The organism is Nocardia sp. bgisy118, from assembly GCF_057708605.1.
In genome coordinates, this window is sequence record NZ_JBYISM010000002.1 from 432,651 (window position 1) to 448,485 (window position 15,835).

Below are 15,835 nucleotides of genomic sequence, written 5' to 3' on the forward strand. Positions count from 1 at the left end.
TCACAGGGAAGGGCGGATGTTCTGGTTTGTCCGCCAGGTCACATCCGGGACGAACCTCCTCATTTTGTGACCCATCCGTCTTTCACTTCACGATGTGAGCCAGCCCGCAGCATGTTCGGCGAGCATCACCGTCGTGGCCTGCGGTCCCCGGCTCAGCGGCACCGGAACGACGGACAGATCCACCACGGACAATCCGCTCACCCCGTGCACCGCGCACCGCGTGTCGACCACCGCATGCTCGGCAGCGCCCATCCGGCAGGTGCCCGAGAGATGTTGCGAGGTGGAAAGATTCGCGCGCAGCCAGGCATCGTGACCGGACGCGGGCGGCGAGTGACACGGGTAGGCGCCCGGTATCCGGTGCAGCACCTCGACCGCCAGCGCGACGGCGTCCCGCAGCCGCGCTCGATCGGCGGCGCCCGCCAGATAGCGGTGCTCGATCCGGGGCGCGGCGAGCGGATCGGCGCCGCGCAGCCGCAGCAAGCCCGCGGACTCGGGACGCATCAGCGCGACGCCGAGCCGGTGCCGATCCAAGGCGAACGGCACTGTGTACGGCCGGATTTCGATGTCGTCCAGGGTCAGCACGTACTCCAGCGGCACCGCCGCGGGAGTCGGCACGTCGAGCAGATATTCGAGGCCGATCTCGGGGTGGTCGTCGAACCCGGCGCCCACGGGCGCGGGACGCACCACCGGTATGCCGAGCGCCGCCAGCTCGTCCGGCGGCCCGATCCCCGAGCGCAGCAGCAGCGCCGCCGACTCCACCGCGCCCGCGCACAGCACGATCCGATCGGCCCGGATCGTGCCGCTCGTCTCGCCGCGCCGGTAGTCGACGCCGATCGCGCGATCACCGTGGAAACGGATGCGCGACACCAGGACTCCGCCTTGCACGGATAAGTTCGGGCGCGCCAGGGCGGGCAGCAGATAGGCCGACGCCGTGCCCACGCGCGCACCGCCGTCGACGTTGCACGGCACCGGTCCCACGCCCTCCGCGGGGCCCGCGTCCGGCAGCGCGTTGAGATCGGGCAGCGTGTTGAGATCTGGCACCTCGGCGAAACCCGCGTCGCGCGCGGCTGTGGCGAACGCGCGGCTCACCGGTGTCGGATCGGTCGTGCGGCGCACCGGGATCGGGCCGCCTCGGCCGTGTCCGGGCCGGTCGCCGTAGTCGCGGTCGTCCTCGAGCCTGCTGTAGGCGGGCAGCACCGACTCGAAGGACCAGTCGCGCGCGCCGCCGAGCGCCGCGCTCCAGGCCGCGAAGTCGGCGGCGGGTGCGCGCACGAAATAGCTGCCGTTGACCGTGCTGGAGCCGCCGATCACCCTGCCGCGTACCAAGTTCCCCTCGACCGCACGGTCGTCGTCCGAACTCGCCGCGAGCGTCGCGGGATACCGCCACAACCATCGCGCTTCCGGCCCGATCGGCAGCCGCGTGGCATCGCGCAGCGCCGCGGGCATTTCGGCCGCGGTGGACCACACCGTGCCCGCCTCCAGCAGGCGTACGGTGTGATCGGGCGCTTCGCTCAACCTCGCCGCGAGCACGCACCCCGCGGTGCCGCCACCGACGATCAGGGTGTCGACCATAGGAACCAGCTCATCCGACGGGCGGGCCGTCGGCCCGGCAAACAACGATCAGCGCGGTGGCGCGGTGGATTTCACCGCGCTGGCGCCGTGGGTTTGAGCGCCTCGACGCTGCGCGCCCGAAAGGCGCCGAGCCAGAGCCCGGTGCCGTAGGCGATGTCGTCGAGACGCTTGTAGGCCAGGTAGCGGAACGGGTCGAGCCCGCCCGCGTCGCGGTGGGTGAACCAGTCGGCGAGGCCGTCGGCCACCGCCATGGTCACCGCGATCCGCCGGATGCGCCGCGAGGCCAGCATCGCGAGCAGCGTCACCGGCCAGTAGTGCCTGCACATCGCCGACGCCAACCGCCACAGCCCGGAGAAGAAACCGCGGGCGAGGTAGATGGACGCGATGCGCGTGGGGTTGTCCAGTGCGGTGAACACTCGCCGCAGCCGGGCCAGCGCCGTGACGAGGGTGACGATGCCGCCGAGCAGTCCCCACTTCGACATCGTCGCGAACAGCACCGCTGCCACCACCGTCCAGGACGGCACCGACAGCGGCGAGACCATGCCCTTGCCGTGCCGCTCGCCGAGCGGCGCGGCGCCCGTGCCGTAGAACAGCTTTCGCCCGAACCAGGACGGGAACGAGACACGGTGATCGTGCGCCACGTGCGCGGCGGGCTCGTAGCGCAGCCGCCAGCCCGCCTGCTCCAGCCGCCAGCACAGGTCGACGTCCTCGGCGACCCGCATGGATTCGTCGAAGCCGCCCTCGGCGAGCAGCGCCTGCCGCCGCACCAGCAGCGCGGCGCTCGGCACGTACGAGACCAGGCCGCGCGATTGCACGGCCGCCTCCCTCCTACCCAGGTCGAGCGAGGAGCGGGTGTGCTCGTAGCGGGCCAGCGCGTTGGTCTCCGGATCCAGCGCGACGATGCGTGGCGCGACGAGCGCGACCTTCGGATCGCTGAAATGCCCGAGCATGACCTCGAGCCAGCCGCTGCGCGGCACCACGTCGGAATCCAGAAACGCGACGAATTCACTTGTCGCCGCCCGCAGGCCGGCATTGCGGGCAGCCGACGGGCCCTGCCGCTCGTCGTGGCGCAATACGGTGACCCGGCAGCGAGTGCCACGGGACTCCGGGATCCGCACCGGTTGGTCGGAACCGTCGTCGACGACGATCACCGTGTGCCCGCGCAGCGCCGCCAACAGCCGGGCGAGGCCGTCGGCGTTGTTGTGCAGCGGCACGATGACGGTCACGTCGTCGGGCGAGGGCAGCAGTTGCGGCCGCGGATTGGCGACTCCGGAATCGAGCAGCCGTCTGGCAACAACCGCCGACTTGGGGTCGGTGACCTCGAGGTACCCGTCGCCGATCATCTCGGCGGCCTCCGGGGCAAGTCGTAGCAACCTGGCGGGTGAGCCCCCGATCAGGATGCGTCCGCCGGAGTATGCGCGTACCCGTGGATCGATACGTACCCCGAAGCCGTCGGGCAATCGATCATGGCGCATTCCTGGCATGCTAGGCGGATATTCGTGCGCGGGCATCATCGGTCCCGAAAAAAGAACGGAATTCCGCACGAATAGGCCCGTGACCGTGTGCGACTCGAACCACGGCGTGTTGCGGAGGGGTTGCGGACAATTCGATAGCGAGTTCCGGCAACGCAGTAGCTATTCATCGCTGCCCCATCGATAACCTGCGCTCGCCGGCTGGCAGCGCACGGCTGGCAACCGGCGGGTGGTCATGCCAGCGGACTCTCGTCGCAGGCGCGCGATGGCCGTCGCGCCGTTAACGTCAGCGGGATCGGCCCGGACTTGCGCGCCGCGCCACTCCGCGGCGCGGCGCGGCGCGAGTGGTCCACCGAAGAGCGCGGTATGGTCCGTCCCGCGTCGGCCAGCGCGGCCTCGCCGTAACCCTGCACGCACTCCGGGTCGGGCCCGTCGGCGGGCAGTCCGGTGAAGAACTTCGCCGCCATGCAACCGCCCCGGCAGGCATCGTAATGCGCGCATCCTGAGCAGGCGCCACCGCCGCTGGGTTCGCGCAGCTCGGAGAACAGCTGCGAGGTCTGCCAGACATTGCGAAAACCGTCGTCGGACAACACGTTTCCGGCCAGGAAGCGATCGTGGATGGCGAACGGGCAGGCGTATACATCGCCCACCGGGTCGACCAGGCAGACCACGCGACCCGCGCCGCACATGTTCAGGCCGGGCAGCGCCTGCCCGAAGGCCGAGAGGTGGAAGAACGAGTCGCCGGTCAGCACGCCCTCGCCGTTGCGCAGCAGCCAGTCGTAGAGCACCCGCTGCTGATCAGGGGTGGGATGCAGCTCGTCCCACACGTCCGCACCGCGGCCGGAGGGCCGCAGCCGGGTGAGTCGCAATGTCGCGCCGTACCTTTCGGCGATGGCGCGGAACTCGTCGAGCTGCGCGATGTTGTGCCTGGTCGCCACCACCGAGAGCTTCGCGTCGCGAAAACCGGCGGCCGCCAGGTTCTCCAGCGCGCGGATCGCCATGTCGTAGGAGCCGGGTCCGCGCACCGCGTCGTTGACCGCCGCGTCCGCGCCGTCCAGCGAAACCTGTACGTCCACATAGTCGCTCGCGGCCAGCCGCGCGGCGACGTCCGGGGTGATGCGAACGCCGTTGGTGGAGAACTTGACTCCCACATGGTGCGCGGTCGCGTAATCGACCAGCTCCCAGAAGTCCGGGCGCACAGTGGGTTCGCCGCCGCCGATGTTCACGTAGAACACCTGCATGCGCTCGAACTCGTCGATCAGCGTCTTGCACTGCTCGGTGCTGAGCTCGCGCGGATCGCGGCGGCCCGACGACGAAAGACAGTGCACGCAGGACAGATTGCAGGCGTAGGTGAGTTCCCAGGTGAGACAGATCGGCGCGGCGAGGCCGGACTCGAAACGGTCGACCAGGCGCACCGCGCGATCGGCCTGTGGCGCACCGGATTCCGATACGCCGGCGACGGTGGTGGACGCAGCGGTAGTGACCGCAGCGCCGCCCGACCGCGGGACCACCCCCGCATCCGGCCGGACGGCCTGCGCCAGCGCGGGCTTGGCTCCCGCGGCGCCGGATGCGATATCCGGCGCGCCGATGATCATGTCACCTTCGGCCAGTTGCGCGAGCGCCCGCACGTACGGCGCGGCGCCTTCGTCGGCGACACCGGCCGCGCGCAGCGCCGAGCGCACCGACGCGTGTTCCGGCAGCGATCGCACGATCTCGACGATGCGCCTGCTCTTCAGGAACGAGAGCTTGCGCGTGCCGAAGTGGTAGAGCAACGCGCCGAAGGGCTCGGGGCGCAGCGCCACCCTCGGATGCAGTTGCCATCGGGTATCGAGATCGAGCATGCCGTTCTCGCCCGTCAGTAGACGCCGCACATGCCGTCGATGGACACCTCTTCGATGAGGGTCTCCTCGACGAGCTCGGCTTCGTCGGTGTCGCTCGGCGCGATGAACTTGTGCGGCATGAGAACCTCCGAGTTTGACGACGGGACGCGACCACCTGTGTAGTCCCTGTCACACCTTAGCGACAACCCCCGCAAAAGTGAAACACGTTCCAATCGACGGGACCCCTCCTTCCCTCGCCGCCGGGCTCCACCGCATCACCACGCCGCACCGCCGCGGTACGCGACCACCGCCCGCGCCGCCACCCGCCCCTACCGTGGCGCTCTAGACTTCGGGTGTAGCACAGCTGAACAGAACGTGACGGGCGGCACATGCCCGCGGCAGTAGAGGTGGCATGGGAGTCGGACGAATGCAGGCGAACGGGGGCGGAAACACTCTGTCGGAGTCCGAGATCGTGGAGGCCGCGCTGCGGGTGGTTCGCGCGGATGGCGTGGAAAAGCTGTCCATGCGGCGACTTTCCCGCGAACTCGGCGTCTCCCCCATGGCGCCGTACTACTACGTGGCCGACAAACGCGAGCTGCTCGACCTCGTCGCCAGCGCCGCGCTCGCCGGCGTGCGCAAGCCACCGCCGGAATCCGGGCCGTGGCAGCAGCGCCTGCGCGATCTCATCGATCAGATCGATGAGAAACTGCGCAAGCACCCCGGGCTCGGCGATGTGCTCATCGAGCAGATGCTGGGCAAACAGCTCGACCTGATCGCCGCCATCATGGAGATCCTGTTCGAGGCCGGGTTCTCCGACCGCAATGTGCTCGCCGCCTACGCGACGATCCACACCTACCTGTTCGGCCGCAGCCGGGTGAACCCGCGCGACCGGGCTCCGCTGTCGGAGGTCACGCTGCCCGAGTCGGTGGAGCGGGCCACCAAGTACATCGCAGACCTGCGCGGCAAGTACGCCTACGACTTCGGCATGGAGGTGCTGATCGCCGGTCTCGAGGCCCAGCTTGTCCACCAGCCGGACCGCGACGTACGATGAAACTGAAACACGTTCTAGTTTTGTCGCCGGCCGCTGTTCGCACGGTCGCCGACGATGCCGGATTCGAGAGGACGTCATGACAACCGTCGAAGTTCCCCACGGCTCGCGCTCGGTCGTGCTGCGGGTTGCCGCCGTCATCACCGAGACGGCCGACACCAGCTCGCTGGTCTTCGACGTCCCGGAAGAGCTGCGGGAGAAGTTCGAGTACAAGCCGGGCCAGTTCCTCACGCTGCGTATCCCCAGCGACCGCACCGGCTCGGTGGCTCGCTGCTATTCGCTGGCGAGCTCGCCGCACACCGACGACCAGCCCAAGGTCACCGTGAAGCGCACCGAGGGCGGCTACGGCTCGAACTGGGTGTGCGACAACGTGAAAGCGGGCGATCAGCTCGAGGTGCTGCCGCCCTCCGGCGTCTTCACCCCGAAGAACCTCGACGAGAACCTGCTGCTGTTCGGCGCGGGCAGCGGCATCACACCGGTGATGTCCATCCTCAAATCCGCGCTGGCCCGCGGCAACGGCAAGATCGTGCTCGTCTACGCCAACCGCGACGCGGAGAACGTGATCTTCGCGAGCGAGCTGCGCGAACTCGTGGACAAGCACCAGCAGCGGCTCGTCGTGATCCACTGGCTGGAACCGCTGCTCGGCCTGCCGACCGCCGACACGCTGGCCACTCTGGTCGCGCCCTACACCGGCTACGAGGCATTCATGTGCGGCCCGAAGCCGTTCATGGACCGGGTGCACGACGCGCTCGGCCAGCTCGGCGTCTCGCGTTCGCGCACGCACGCCGAGGTGTTCAATTCCCTTGCCGGCGACCCGTTCGCCGACCAGGCGCCGGTCGAGGTCAGCGACGAGGAGGCCGCCGACGCGGCGACCGTCGAGGTGGAACTCGACGGCGAGGTGCACGAGCTGAGCTGGCCGCGCAAGCAGACGCTGGTCGACATCATGCTCGCCAAGGGACTCGACGTGCCCTACTCCTGCCAGGAGGGCGAGTGCGGCTCCTGCGCCTGCACGGTGCTGGAGGGCAAGGTCGAGATGGAGAACTCCGAGATCCTCGATCCGGAGGACATCGAGAACGGGTACATCCTGGGCTGCCAGGCCCGGCCGGTCACCGATCGGCTGCGCATCCAGTTCTGAGTCGGGCTCAGCACGCGGGCCTGGTCGACGCTCCGAGCGCTGACCGTGCGCGGCCTTTGGCCCGGTCTCAGCGCCGACCGTGCATACCGGGTCCGGCCTGGGCTCAGCGCGCCGATCGCGCATACGGTGTTCGATCTGCGCTCCGCAGCGCTGACCACGGCGGCGTCCGGGTCTGCGGCCTGCGCGCTGATCCGAGTGTGCGCTCAGCACGCCGATCGTCTGTGCGGTGTTCAACCTGGGCTCAGCGCGCCGACCGTGCGTGCGGTGTTCGATCTGCGCTCCGAGCGCCGACCGTGGCGGCGTCCGGGTCCGCGGCCTGCGCGCTGATCCGAGTGTGCGCTCAGCACGCCGATCGTCTGTGCGGTGTTCGGCCTGGGCTCAGCGCGCCGATCGTGCGTGCGGTGTTCGATCTGCGCTCCGAGCGCCGACCGTGACGGCGTCCGGGTCCGCGGCCTGCGCGCTGATCCGAGTGTGCGCTCAGCACGCCGAACGGTAGGCGCTGCGCTCGGCGGCGTCGAGGTGTTCGGTGGCGTAGCTGAGCGCGGTGCGGCCCATCCGTGCCGCGTGTTCGTCCAGGAAGCCGGTCAGCAGGGCGCGGTCGATTCGCTTGCCGACTTCGCGCAGCATCCAGCCGACCGCCTTCTGGATGAGGTCGCGGCGGTCGGCCAGGAGTTGTTCGCAGAGCTGGAACGTTGTGCTCGCATCACCCGCCTTGATGAACGCGAAGGTGGTCAGCAGGGCGACGCGGCGCTCCCACAGCGAGTCCGCGGCGGCCAGCTCGAAGAGCAGATCACGCGGCCGGTCGAGCAGCCACGGGCCGAGGACGTTCTCGGCGGAGGCGTCGACCAGGTCCCAGTTGTTCACCCGGCCGCGGCGCAGGGCGTCCAAGTACAGACGCACCATCTTCTCTTGCTCCGCCACGTCGAGCGTGCGCGGCTTGGCCGCCTTCGCGAAGCGGGCGTTCAGGATGACCAGACCGGCAAGGCGCTCCTCGTGCACGGCGCTGTCGAGCAGGTCGTCGATCTCGGTGAGGTCGAGAGCGGCAAAGCGTTTGGCGATCGTGCGCGTCGTCGGGACACGCACCCCGATGAACACGTCGCCCTCGCCGTACTCCCCGGGCCCGGTCTTGAAGAAGCGCTGAAGATGGATCGCATCCGCGGGGTCGGCCGCCTCCGCGAGTGCCTGCCGGACATCAGCCGCGGTCGGCGCCGTTGCGATCATCGACTGCTCCCATCCCTCGGCACAGCGCCGTCGACCGACGCACGCCCATTCAACACGAGCGACCTACGATCGGACATCTGCCGAGGCCGAGGCTTCGCCACCGCGCTCGCCTCACCATCGGAGCGCTCGCCGTCGCGGGCGCGTGCTCCAGTCCGGCCGGATGCCGCTTCCGGCTCGTGCACGGGCAACCCGATCGGAAGATCACCACAGCCCGTTCAACGAGCGGGCGCTTGCGGCCGGGGAGACGCCGGCGACGATCAGACCTGTGCGCCGAGAATGCGTCCCGACTCGAAAGCCGCGGCGCTGGCGGGCAGTGCACCGGGCCGTCCGCTGTTCAACACCCGCACCACGCCGTTGCCGGTGGTCGGCCTGCCGAGCGCGTCCATCCGCCGAATGGTCTGCGCGGCAACGGCTTGCGCGCTGTCGAAGAGGCGAACACCGATCGGCAGCGCCGCCACGATGGCATCGATGACCAGCGGATAGTGCGTACAGCCGAGCACCACGCCTTCAACGTCGTCGGGAGTCTGCTCGGCGGCGCGGGCGATGGAGTCGCGGGCGGCGACCAGGTCGCCGCGGTCGATCGCGTCGGCGAGTCCGTGGCAGGCCACGCCGACCACCTTCGCGTCGCCCCCGAACGCCGCGATGAGGTCGGCCTGGTACTTGCTCGCGGTTGTCGCCGCCGTGGCCCACACCGCGACCGAGCGGCAGGCCGCGGCCGCGGGCTTGATGGCGGGCACGGTGCCGATCACCGGCACGCCGGGGCCGACGTCGGCGCGCACCTGTTCGAGCGCGGTCACGCTGGCCGTGTTGCAGGGCAGCACGATCACCTCGGCGCCCGACTCGATGGACGTGCGGGCCGCGCCGACCACCCGATCGACGGTCCAGCGCTCGGGTTTGGGGCCCCACGGAGCGCCGTCCGGATCGAGTTGCAGCAGCAGGTCCACGTCCGGCCGCAGCTTGCGCAGCCATGCGGCCGTTGGCAGCAATCCCAGCCCCGAGTCGATGAGCGCGACGATCACATCGACCACCGTATTACAGGCGTACCTCCCGGCCCGAACGGCTCCGCACGGTCTCAGGTGGCGGCGAGCAGGTCGGCGACCGGCGCCGCCGCGGCGATCTTCGCACGGGCCTTCATGACCTGCGCCGTCATTCCCGCGCCGACGACGCCGGTCAGGACGCCGTCCTTGGCGTAGTAGGCGAGGAATTTGCGGCCGTCGTCGGCGACGACGGTGACCTCGTCGGCGGCGCTCGGGGTGCCGAGTGCCTGGATCTTCACGTCGTACTGGTCGCTCCAGAAGTACGGGACCCGCGCCGCGGTCGGCGGTTCCGCGCCGAGCAGCGCGCAGGCCAGCAACTTGGCCTGCTCGCCCGCGTTGGTCCAGTGTTCGACCCGCTTGCGCTCGCCGGTCTCGTGCCGCCACGCGGCCACGTCGCCGACCGCCCACACCCGGTCGGCGGAGGTCCGGCCCACCTCGTCGGCGAGCACGCCGCCGCCATCGGCGGGTTCGGCGAGCGCGATGCCGGAGTCGGTCAGCCATTCGGTGACCGGGCGCGAGCCGATGCCGACCACCACGAGATCGGCGAGCACCTCCGCGCCGTCGGACAGCAGGGCGCCGCGCACCCGGCCCGCCTCGTCACCGAGGAAGGTGTCCAGCCCGGTGTGGCAGCGCAGGTCGACGCCCTCGTCGCGGTGCATGCGGGCGACCAGCGCGCCGACCTGCTCGCCGAGCACCGAGGCCAGCGGAGTCGGCTGCGGTTCGACCAGCACCACCTCGACGCCGCACGCGCGGAAACTGGCCGCGAGCTCACAGCCGATGAAACCCGCGCCGACCACGAGCGCCCCGGTGGCGCCGCGCAATTCGGCGCGCAGCGCGGCGGCGTCCGCGTGCCCGCGGAGCACGTGCACGCCTTTCAGTTCGGGTAGGCCGGGCAGCAGGCGCGGACGCAGACCCGTCGCGATGACGAGGTGGTCGTAGTCGAGGGCGCCGCCGTCGGCCAGGGTGATGCGGCGGGCGGCGGTGTCCACCGCTGTCACCGTGGTGGACAGGCGCAGATCGATCTGCTTCTCGTCGAAGAATTCCGCGGGGCGCAGCGTGGTGTCGTCGGTCTCGCCGCGGACGAATTGCTTGGACAGCGGCGGGCGATCGTACGGCAGGCGCGACTCGTCGCCGATCAGCACCAGACCGCCGGCGTATCCGGCGCGACGCAGTTCCTCGGCGGTGCGCAGCCCGGCGAGTCCGGCCCCGACGATCACGATCGGCGCGGTCATGCGACAACCCCTTCCTCCGTTGACACGACCCTCACCCTAGCGTCTGCTTGGTCAAGTTTTGCTGTGGCGGCAGTCACTTTCGCCAGGTCGATGATTGCCGCGCAATCGTGTCCGTTCAGCTATTGATCGGGCGGTCAATCAGGACTATACCGAGGTCAGGACATATATCGAGCCGAGGAGGCACACCATGTTCACCGAGAGTCGCGCGCAGGACCTGCTCGCCGTCATACTCGGAATCTTCACCGCACTGTCCCCCTTGTGGGTGGACACGAACGACAGGGCCATGTGGACGCTGATCGTCCTCGGCGTCCTGATCGCGCTCACCGGCCTGGCCCAGATGGCCCGGCCCGCCATGGCGATGGCCGACTACGCGATGGGCCTGTTCGGTGCGCTGCTGTTCATCTCGCCGTGGGCGATGGACTTCACCGAGTACAGCGGTGCATCCTGGACCGCATGGATCGTCGGCGTGGTCACGGTGGTCGTCGCGGTCGCGGCGCTGCCCGTGGTCACGGCGCGCATGCACCGGACCACCGGAGGAATGGCTCCGCACCACTGATGCATGACGGGCGAATCCCGCACCGCGATCCCGCCCGCGGCCGGACGGCTACGAGGACGCACCCCTGATGCAGATGCCGACACCCGGTCGTCGCGCGGCTCGACGACCGGGCTCGACCAAGACCGGGCGCCGCCGCAGCGCCAAGATCGACGGCGACGCCCGGCAACTCATCCTGGACGCCGCCGAAAGTCTCTTCGCGGCACAAGGATTCGACGCTACCGCGACGGCGGCCATCGCCGCGGACGCGGGCGTGCCGAAAGGTCTGGTCTTCTACTACTTCCCCACCAAGGACTCGATCCTCTCCGCGTTGATGTCCGAGCGCATGCCCGCGCATCCGATCGCTGACATCGGCGCCGTGGTCGCCCCCGGCGATCCGGCCGCCAGCCTGGTCAACCTCGACGCCGCGCTGAATCTGCGCGACCACCATTCCTCGGTGCTGCGCGTGATCATGTGGCGCGAGGCCGACACCCATCCCGACGTGCGCCGCCAGCTCCGCCACCTGCGTAGCCAACTCCTCGACGTGACCGTCCGCGTCCTCCAGGCCAGCGCGCCGACTCCGGTCCGCCCCGGCACCCTCCGCGCCTGCGCCGCCGCCTGGGTCTCGGCCATGTTCGCCATCGCCAGCACCGACCGCCTGCACGCCCTCGACGGCATCCCCCTCCCCACCGCCGACGAAATCCTCAACGTCGCCCAGGTCGTCGCCGCGGGCATGACCCACCTCGGTTAGTGAGATCCACTTGCACTCCGGCCGTCCGTGCGCCGCAGTCGACAGCACAACGGCCGGTCGAACGCGGCACCTGCCGGAGCATAGAACCGTGACCGCCGCGCGCGACTACTCCGAGCTTCACGCGCTCATCGACCAGCTGAATCCCAGCCAGGCCGACGAGGTGCGCCGCCACGTGCTACGACTGGTCCACCCCCGCCCCGAGCGGTTCTCGGTGCTACGGACATTCGACGGTCCGTGGACAGACCTCGGCGCACGCGCCAAGGATGCGCTGTGGCGATCGCGGCAGGTGATCTGACGCAGATCGACATCACAGACGCCGATCTGCATCGGATGGCCGAATTGATGACGCAGTACCGGGGATTGCCCCTCGGCGTAGCCGATGCCTCGGTCATCGCCGTGGCCGAGCGCCTCGACACGGTCGAGATCGCATCGCTGGATCACCGTCACTTCCATGCTGTGACGCCCCGGCACACGCCAGGCTTCAAGCTCCTCCCCTGATCGGTGTGCTCCACTTCGAGCCGGCCCCGACGGAGCTATTCGGTCGGGGCCGAGAGGAATTCGAGGAGGTCGGGGGCGAAGCGGGGGTGTTTGACAGTGCCCATGTGGGAGGCGCCGGGGTAGATGATCAGGCGGGAATCGGGGATGCCGTCGGCGGTGCGCCGGAAGGTTGCCGTGGAGTAGAACTCGTCGTGTTCGCCGCCGACGACGAGTGTCGGGGCGGTGATTTCGCCGAGGCGGGCCGAGAGGTCGAAGGCGTCCTCGGCGCGGACGAAGGCGAGGGTGTCGGATGGGTTCTTCGGGCGCGCGAGCGGATCGAACAGCCACATGACGCCTTTGGTGAGGTGAGCGGTGATGGAGGTCGGCGCGGGAATCATGTAGTGCAACGCCCTGCGGCCCTCGGCGGCGGCCTCGGCGTAGTTCAGCTGCGCGGCGCGCGCCTTCTCCTCCAGACGAAAGCCCGAGGCCCCCACGACCAGCTTCCGGACGACATCGGGATGGTCGGCGGCCAATTGCAATGCCAGCGATCCACCGGAGGAAATACCGAGAATGTCCACGGGCGTATCGAATTCGGCGCGCAGTGCGTCGGCGTGCTGGGCCGCGATATCGGCCATCGTGGTGCCTTCGCTCATGCGGGGCGCCCTGTTCACCGCGTACACCCGCGCCTGCCTGGCCAGCGGCATGAGCGTCTTGATCTCGGACTCGCGCATCCACCCCGTCGGATTGGCATGGTCGGGGGTGAACCAGCGCAGGAACACCAGCGGACGGCCGGAACCCAAAGCGATATAGGGCATTCCGTGCTCCAACGCACCCTCGACGATATCGAGATCGATGTGTGCGGACTTGCTCATGCTTCCCTCCATTGGGCTGCGACGGCTCGATGCGGCGACGGCTCGACATGTCGACCGTATCGGTCCGCTCCGACAGAAGCGCGAACATCCAGCTCGCGTCGGCAGGGCCAGGCGTATCCGACGGGCGGTCGTCTCTCCGTTCAGGACGACCGCGGCATATCTCGGCGCGGTCGTCCGAAGAGCAGGGACAGCTCGCGCAGCGCCCCTTCCGGATCGATCCACACGTGCGCACAGGACCGGCAGACCCAGTTCGGATCGTCGTCGGTGACGACGCAACCGCCGAGCCGGAGCAGCCCCACGGCCGCCAGGACGCGGGCATGGGGCGAGGGTAGGCCGTAGAGGATAGGGATTCCGTGACGTCCACACTCGGTGCATCGGTCGTTGCTCATCGGTAACCGCATCCTCTCCTCGGCGACTCCGGGTCGATAGTCGATGCATCGCGCGAACCGAATCCATCGTTGCGACACACCCTTACGACACGTGAACGGCGCCGTTCCTCGGAACGGCGCCGTTCACCAGTTACCGGCCTCGGCCCGCGATGACCCCGTTCGCGACCGAAGCGGGCGCCTCGGCGTAGGAATCCAGGACCATGGCGTAGTTCGCCCGGCCCTGCGTCCTCGACCGCAGATCACCGATGTAGCCGAACATCTCCGTCAACGGAGCCAGCGCCCGCACCACCCGCGCGCCGCCGCGCTGCGCCACGTCCTGGATCCGCCCGCGTCGCGCGTTCAGATCACCGATGACCTCGCCGAGGTATTCGTCAGGGGTGACGACCTCGACCGCCATGACCGGCTCGAGTAACGCGGACCTCGCTCGCACCAGCGCCTCCCGCACCGCCTGTGCGGCGGCGACGCGGAACGCGTGCTCGGACGAATCCTGCACGTGCGCCGCACCATCGAGCAGCACCACGCGCACGCCGAACACCGGGTACCCGGCCAGCACGCCGTTGCGCAGCGCGTCCTGCGCACCGGCGTCCACCGCGGGCAGGTACTCCTTCGGCACCCGCCCGCCGCTCACCCGGCTCTCGAATTCGTAGCTCGCGCCGTCGTCGGCCGTGAACGGCTCCAACGCCAGCACCACCTTGGCGAACTGGCCGCGTCCGCCCACCTGTTTGCGGTGGGTGCACTCGAGCCGGTCCACCGCGGCGGTGACGGTTTCGCGGTAGGCGACTTGTGGCGCACCGATATTCGCCGCGACCCCGAACTCGCGCCGCATCCGGTCGAGCAGAATCTCCAGGTGCAGCTCGCCCATGCCGCCGATGACGGTCTGCCCGGTCTCGGCATCGACCCGCACCGCGAACGTCGGATCCTCCTCCGCCAAACGCTGAATCGCCTCGCTCAGCTTGTCCTGGTCAGCCCTGGTTCGCGGCTCGATCGAGACCTGAAGCACCGGATCGGGAAACGTCATCGACTCCAGCACGATCTGGTCGTGCGGGTCGCACAGGGTGTCGCCGGTCGCGGTGTCCTTCAGTCCGATCACCGCGCAGATGTGACCGGCCGACGCCGCCGCGATCGGGCGCTCGATGTTCGAGTGCATCTGGAAGAGCTTGCCGAGCCGCTCCTTTCCTCCGTTCGTCGAATTCAGCACGACGGCACCGGTTTCGGCGCGTCCCGAGTACACCCGCAGATAGGTGAGCTTGCCGAAGTACGGGTGCGCCGCGACCTTGAACGCCAGCGCCGCGAAGGGCGCGTCTTCGCTTGCCTCGCGGTGCACGACGGCAGCCTCGTCGCCGGGCAGGTGACCGTCGACGCCGCCGCCGTCCAGGGGCGAGGGCAGATAGTCGACGATCGCGTCCAGCATCGGCTGCACGCCCTTGTTCTTGAAGGCCGAACCGCACAGCACCGGATAGAGTTTCGAGCCGACCGTCGACCGCCGGATGGCGGCCTTGATCTCCGCGGCCGTCGGTGAACCGGCGAGATACCGCTCGAGCAGTTCCTCGTCGGTGTCGGCGAGGGCTTCGAGCATTGTCTCGCGGGCGCTTTCGGCTCGCTCGCGCAGCTCGGCCGGGATGTCGGTGACGGTGTAGCGCGCACCGAGATCCGTATCGTCCTGCCACACGATCGCTTGCCACTCGACCAGGTCGACGACGCCCGCGAAGGCGTCCTCCGCGCCGATAGGCAGCTGAACGACGAGCGGCCGCGCACCGAGACGCTCCGCGATGGTCCGCACGGTGAATGCGAAATCCGCACCGAGCTTGTCCATCTTGTTGACGAAGCAGATCCGCGGCACGTCGTACTTGTCGGCCTGACGCCACACCTGCTCGGACTGCGGCTCGACGCCCTCTTTGGCATCGAACACCGCAACGGCGCCGTCGAGTACGCGCAGCGAACGCTCCACCTCGACCGTGAAGTCGACGTGGCCGGGCGTGTCGATGATGTTGATCTGGTGCTGTCGCCAGAAACAGGTCGTCGCCGCCGCGGCGATCGTGATGCCGTGCTCGCGCTCCTGCACCATGCGGTCCATCGCCGCGTTGCCGTCGTGCACCTCGCCGATCTTGCGAGTCACGCCGGTGTAGAACAGGATTCGCTCGGTGGTCGTCGTCTTGCCCGCATCGATGTGCGCCATGATGCCGATATTGCGTACCCGGCCGAGATCGGTCTGTATCCCACGCGTCATGGGAATCCCCCAGTCCATCAACTAGTTTCGTCGAAAGTTCGACGCTCGCC

16 protein-coding genes and 1 pseudogene are annotated in these 15,835 nt (G+C 69.2%); 6 read left to right on the forward strand and 11 right to left on the reverse strand.

Features of this window, described 5'->3' with window-relative positions:
* Nucleotides 1–87: 87 nt before the first annotated feature.
* The 5 genes and pseudogenes from mftG to mftA all read right to left on the reverse strand — a co-directional run bounded on the left by mftG (nt 88) and on the right by mftA (nt 5,004).
* Nucleotides 88–1,572: a mycofactocin dehydrogenase MftG gene (gene mftG / locus AC3EO7_RS04010; RefSeq protein WP_435590471.1), complete on the reverse strand. Its 1,485-nt coding sequence runs from the start codon at nt 1,570–1,572 to the stop codon at nt 88–90.
* 71 nt (nt 1,573–1,643) lie between these two features.
* On the reverse strand, nt 1,644–3,047 hold the full coding sequence (gene mftF, locus AC3EO7_RS04015) for a mycofactocin biosynthesis glycosyltransferase MftF (RefSeq protein ID WP_431965243.1): 1,404 nt from the start codon (nt 3,045–3,047) through the stop codon (nt 1,644–1,646).
* 230 nt (nt 3,048–3,277) lie between these two features.
* Nucleotides 3,278–4,459, reverse strand: coding sequence for a mycofactocin radical SAM maturase (gene mftC / locus AC3EO7_RS04020; protein WP_435590493.1), 1,182 nt, complete (start codon nt 4,457–4,459; stop codon nt 3,278–3,280).
* Between the two features lie 234 nt (nt 4,460–4,693).
* A pseudogene (mftB, locus tag AC3EO7_RS04025) lies at nt 4,694–4,885 on the reverse strand (mycofactocin biosynthesis chaperone MftB); the annotation flags it as partial.
* A gap of 14 nt (nt 4,886–4,899) precedes the next feature.
* Complete coding sequence (gene mftA / locus AC3EO7_RS04030; RefSeq protein ID WP_431965245.1) at nt 4,900–5,004, reverse strand: mycofactocin precursor MftA; 105 nt, start codon at nt 5,002–5,004, stop codon at nt 4,900–4,902.
* 272 nt (nt 5,005–5,276) lie between these two features.
* Between mftA and mftR2 the strand changes: the two genes are divergently transcribed.
* Together mftR2 and AC3EO7_RS04040 are read left to right on the forward strand one after the other, a co-directional pair.
* On the forward strand, nt 5,277–5,915 hold the full coding sequence (gene mftR2 / locus AC3EO7_RS04035; RefSeq protein WP_431965247.1) for a mycofactocin system transcriptional regulator MftR2: 639 nt from the start codon (nt 5,277–5,279) through the stop codon (nt 5,913–5,915).
* A 76-nt stretch (nt 5,916–5,991) separates the two neighbouring features.
* Complete coding sequence (locus AC3EO7_RS04040; RefSeq protein WP_431965249.1) at nt 5,992–7,047, forward strand: 2Fe-2S iron-sulfur cluster-binding protein; 1,056 nt, start codon at nt 5,992–5,994, stop codon at nt 7,045–7,047.
* 477 nt (nt 7,048–7,524) lie between these two features.
* Here AC3EO7_RS04040 and AC3EO7_RS04045 read toward each other — a convergent pair whose 3' ends face one another.
* The 3 genes from AC3EO7_RS04045 to AC3EO7_RS04055 form a co-directional block, all read right to left on the reverse strand.
* Entirely contained in the window at nt 7,525–8,268 is a 744-nt protein-coding gene (locus tag AC3EO7_RS04045) for a DNA alkylation repair protein (protein ID WP_435590472.1), read from the reverse strand.
* Nucleotides 8,269–8,525: 257 nt separating this feature from the next.
* Nucleotides 8,526–9,287, reverse strand: coding sequence for a glutamate racemase (locus AC3EO7_RS04050; RefSeq protein ID WP_435590473.1), 762 nt, complete (start codon nt 9,285–9,287; stop codon nt 8,526–8,528).
* Nucleotides 9,288–9,340: 53 nt separating this feature from the next.
* Entirely contained in the window at nt 9,341–10,537 is a 1,197-nt protein-coding gene (locus AC3EO7_RS04055; protein WP_435590474.1) for an NAD(P)/FAD-dependent oxidoreductase, read from the reverse strand.
* 187 nt (nt 10,538–10,724) lie between these two features.
* Here AC3EO7_RS04055 and AC3EO7_RS04060 point away from each other — a divergent pair, with 187 nt between their 5' ends.
* The 4 genes from AC3EO7_RS04060 to AC3EO7_RS04075 all read left to right on the forward strand — a co-directional run bounded on the left by AC3EO7_RS04060 (nt 10,725) and on the right by AC3EO7_RS04075 (nt 12,318).
* A complete protein-coding gene (locus AC3EO7_RS04060) occupies nt 10,725–11,093 on the forward strand; it encodes an SPW repeat domain-containing protein (protein WP_431965255.1) in 369 nt (122 codons plus the stop codon).
* A 73-nt stretch (nt 11,094–11,166) separates the two neighbouring features.
* Nucleotides 11,167–11,820, forward strand: a complete 654-nt coding sequence (locus AC3EO7_RS04065) for a TetR/AcrR family transcriptional regulator (RefSeq protein WP_435590494.1) — start codon at nt 11,167–11,169, stop codon at nt 11,818–11,820.
* Nucleotides 11,821–11,908: 88 nt separating this feature from the next.
* Complete coding sequence (locus AC3EO7_RS04070) at nt 11,909–12,115, forward strand: hypothetical protein (protein WP_431965257.1); 207 nt, start codon at nt 11,909–11,911, stop codon at nt 12,113–12,115.
* Nucleotides 12,091–12,318 (forward strand): hypothetical protein, encoded by a 228-nt coding sequence (locus AC3EO7_RS04075; protein ID WP_431965259.1) that lies wholly within the window; start codon nt 12,091–12,093, stop codon nt 12,316–12,318. The genes AC3EO7_RS04070 and AC3EO7_RS04075 overlap by 25 nt, the downstream gene beginning before the upstream one ends.
* 35 nt (nt 12,319–12,353) lie before the next feature.
* On the opposite strand, the gene AC3EO7_RS04080 is transcribed toward AC3EO7_RS04075, so the two are convergent.
* From AC3EO7_RS04080 to fusA, 3 genes are all read right to left on the reverse strand, one after another.
* Entirely contained in the window at nt 12,354–13,169 is an 816-nt protein-coding gene (locus AC3EO7_RS04080) for an alpha/beta fold hydrolase (RefSeq protein WP_435590475.1), read from the reverse strand.
* A gap of 140 nt (nt 13,170–13,309) precedes the next feature.
* On the reverse strand, nt 13,310–13,558 hold the full coding sequence (locus tag AC3EO7_RS04085; protein WP_435590476.1) for a hypothetical protein: 249 nt from the start codon (nt 13,556–13,558) through the stop codon (nt 13,310–13,312).
* A gap of 130 nt (nt 13,559–13,688) precedes the next feature.
* A complete protein-coding gene (fusA, locus tag AC3EO7_RS04090) occupies nt 13,689–15,785 on the reverse strand; it encodes an elongation factor G (protein WP_435590477.1) in 2,097 nt (698 codons plus the stop codon).
* Nucleotides 15,786–15,835: the final 50 nt, after the last annotated feature.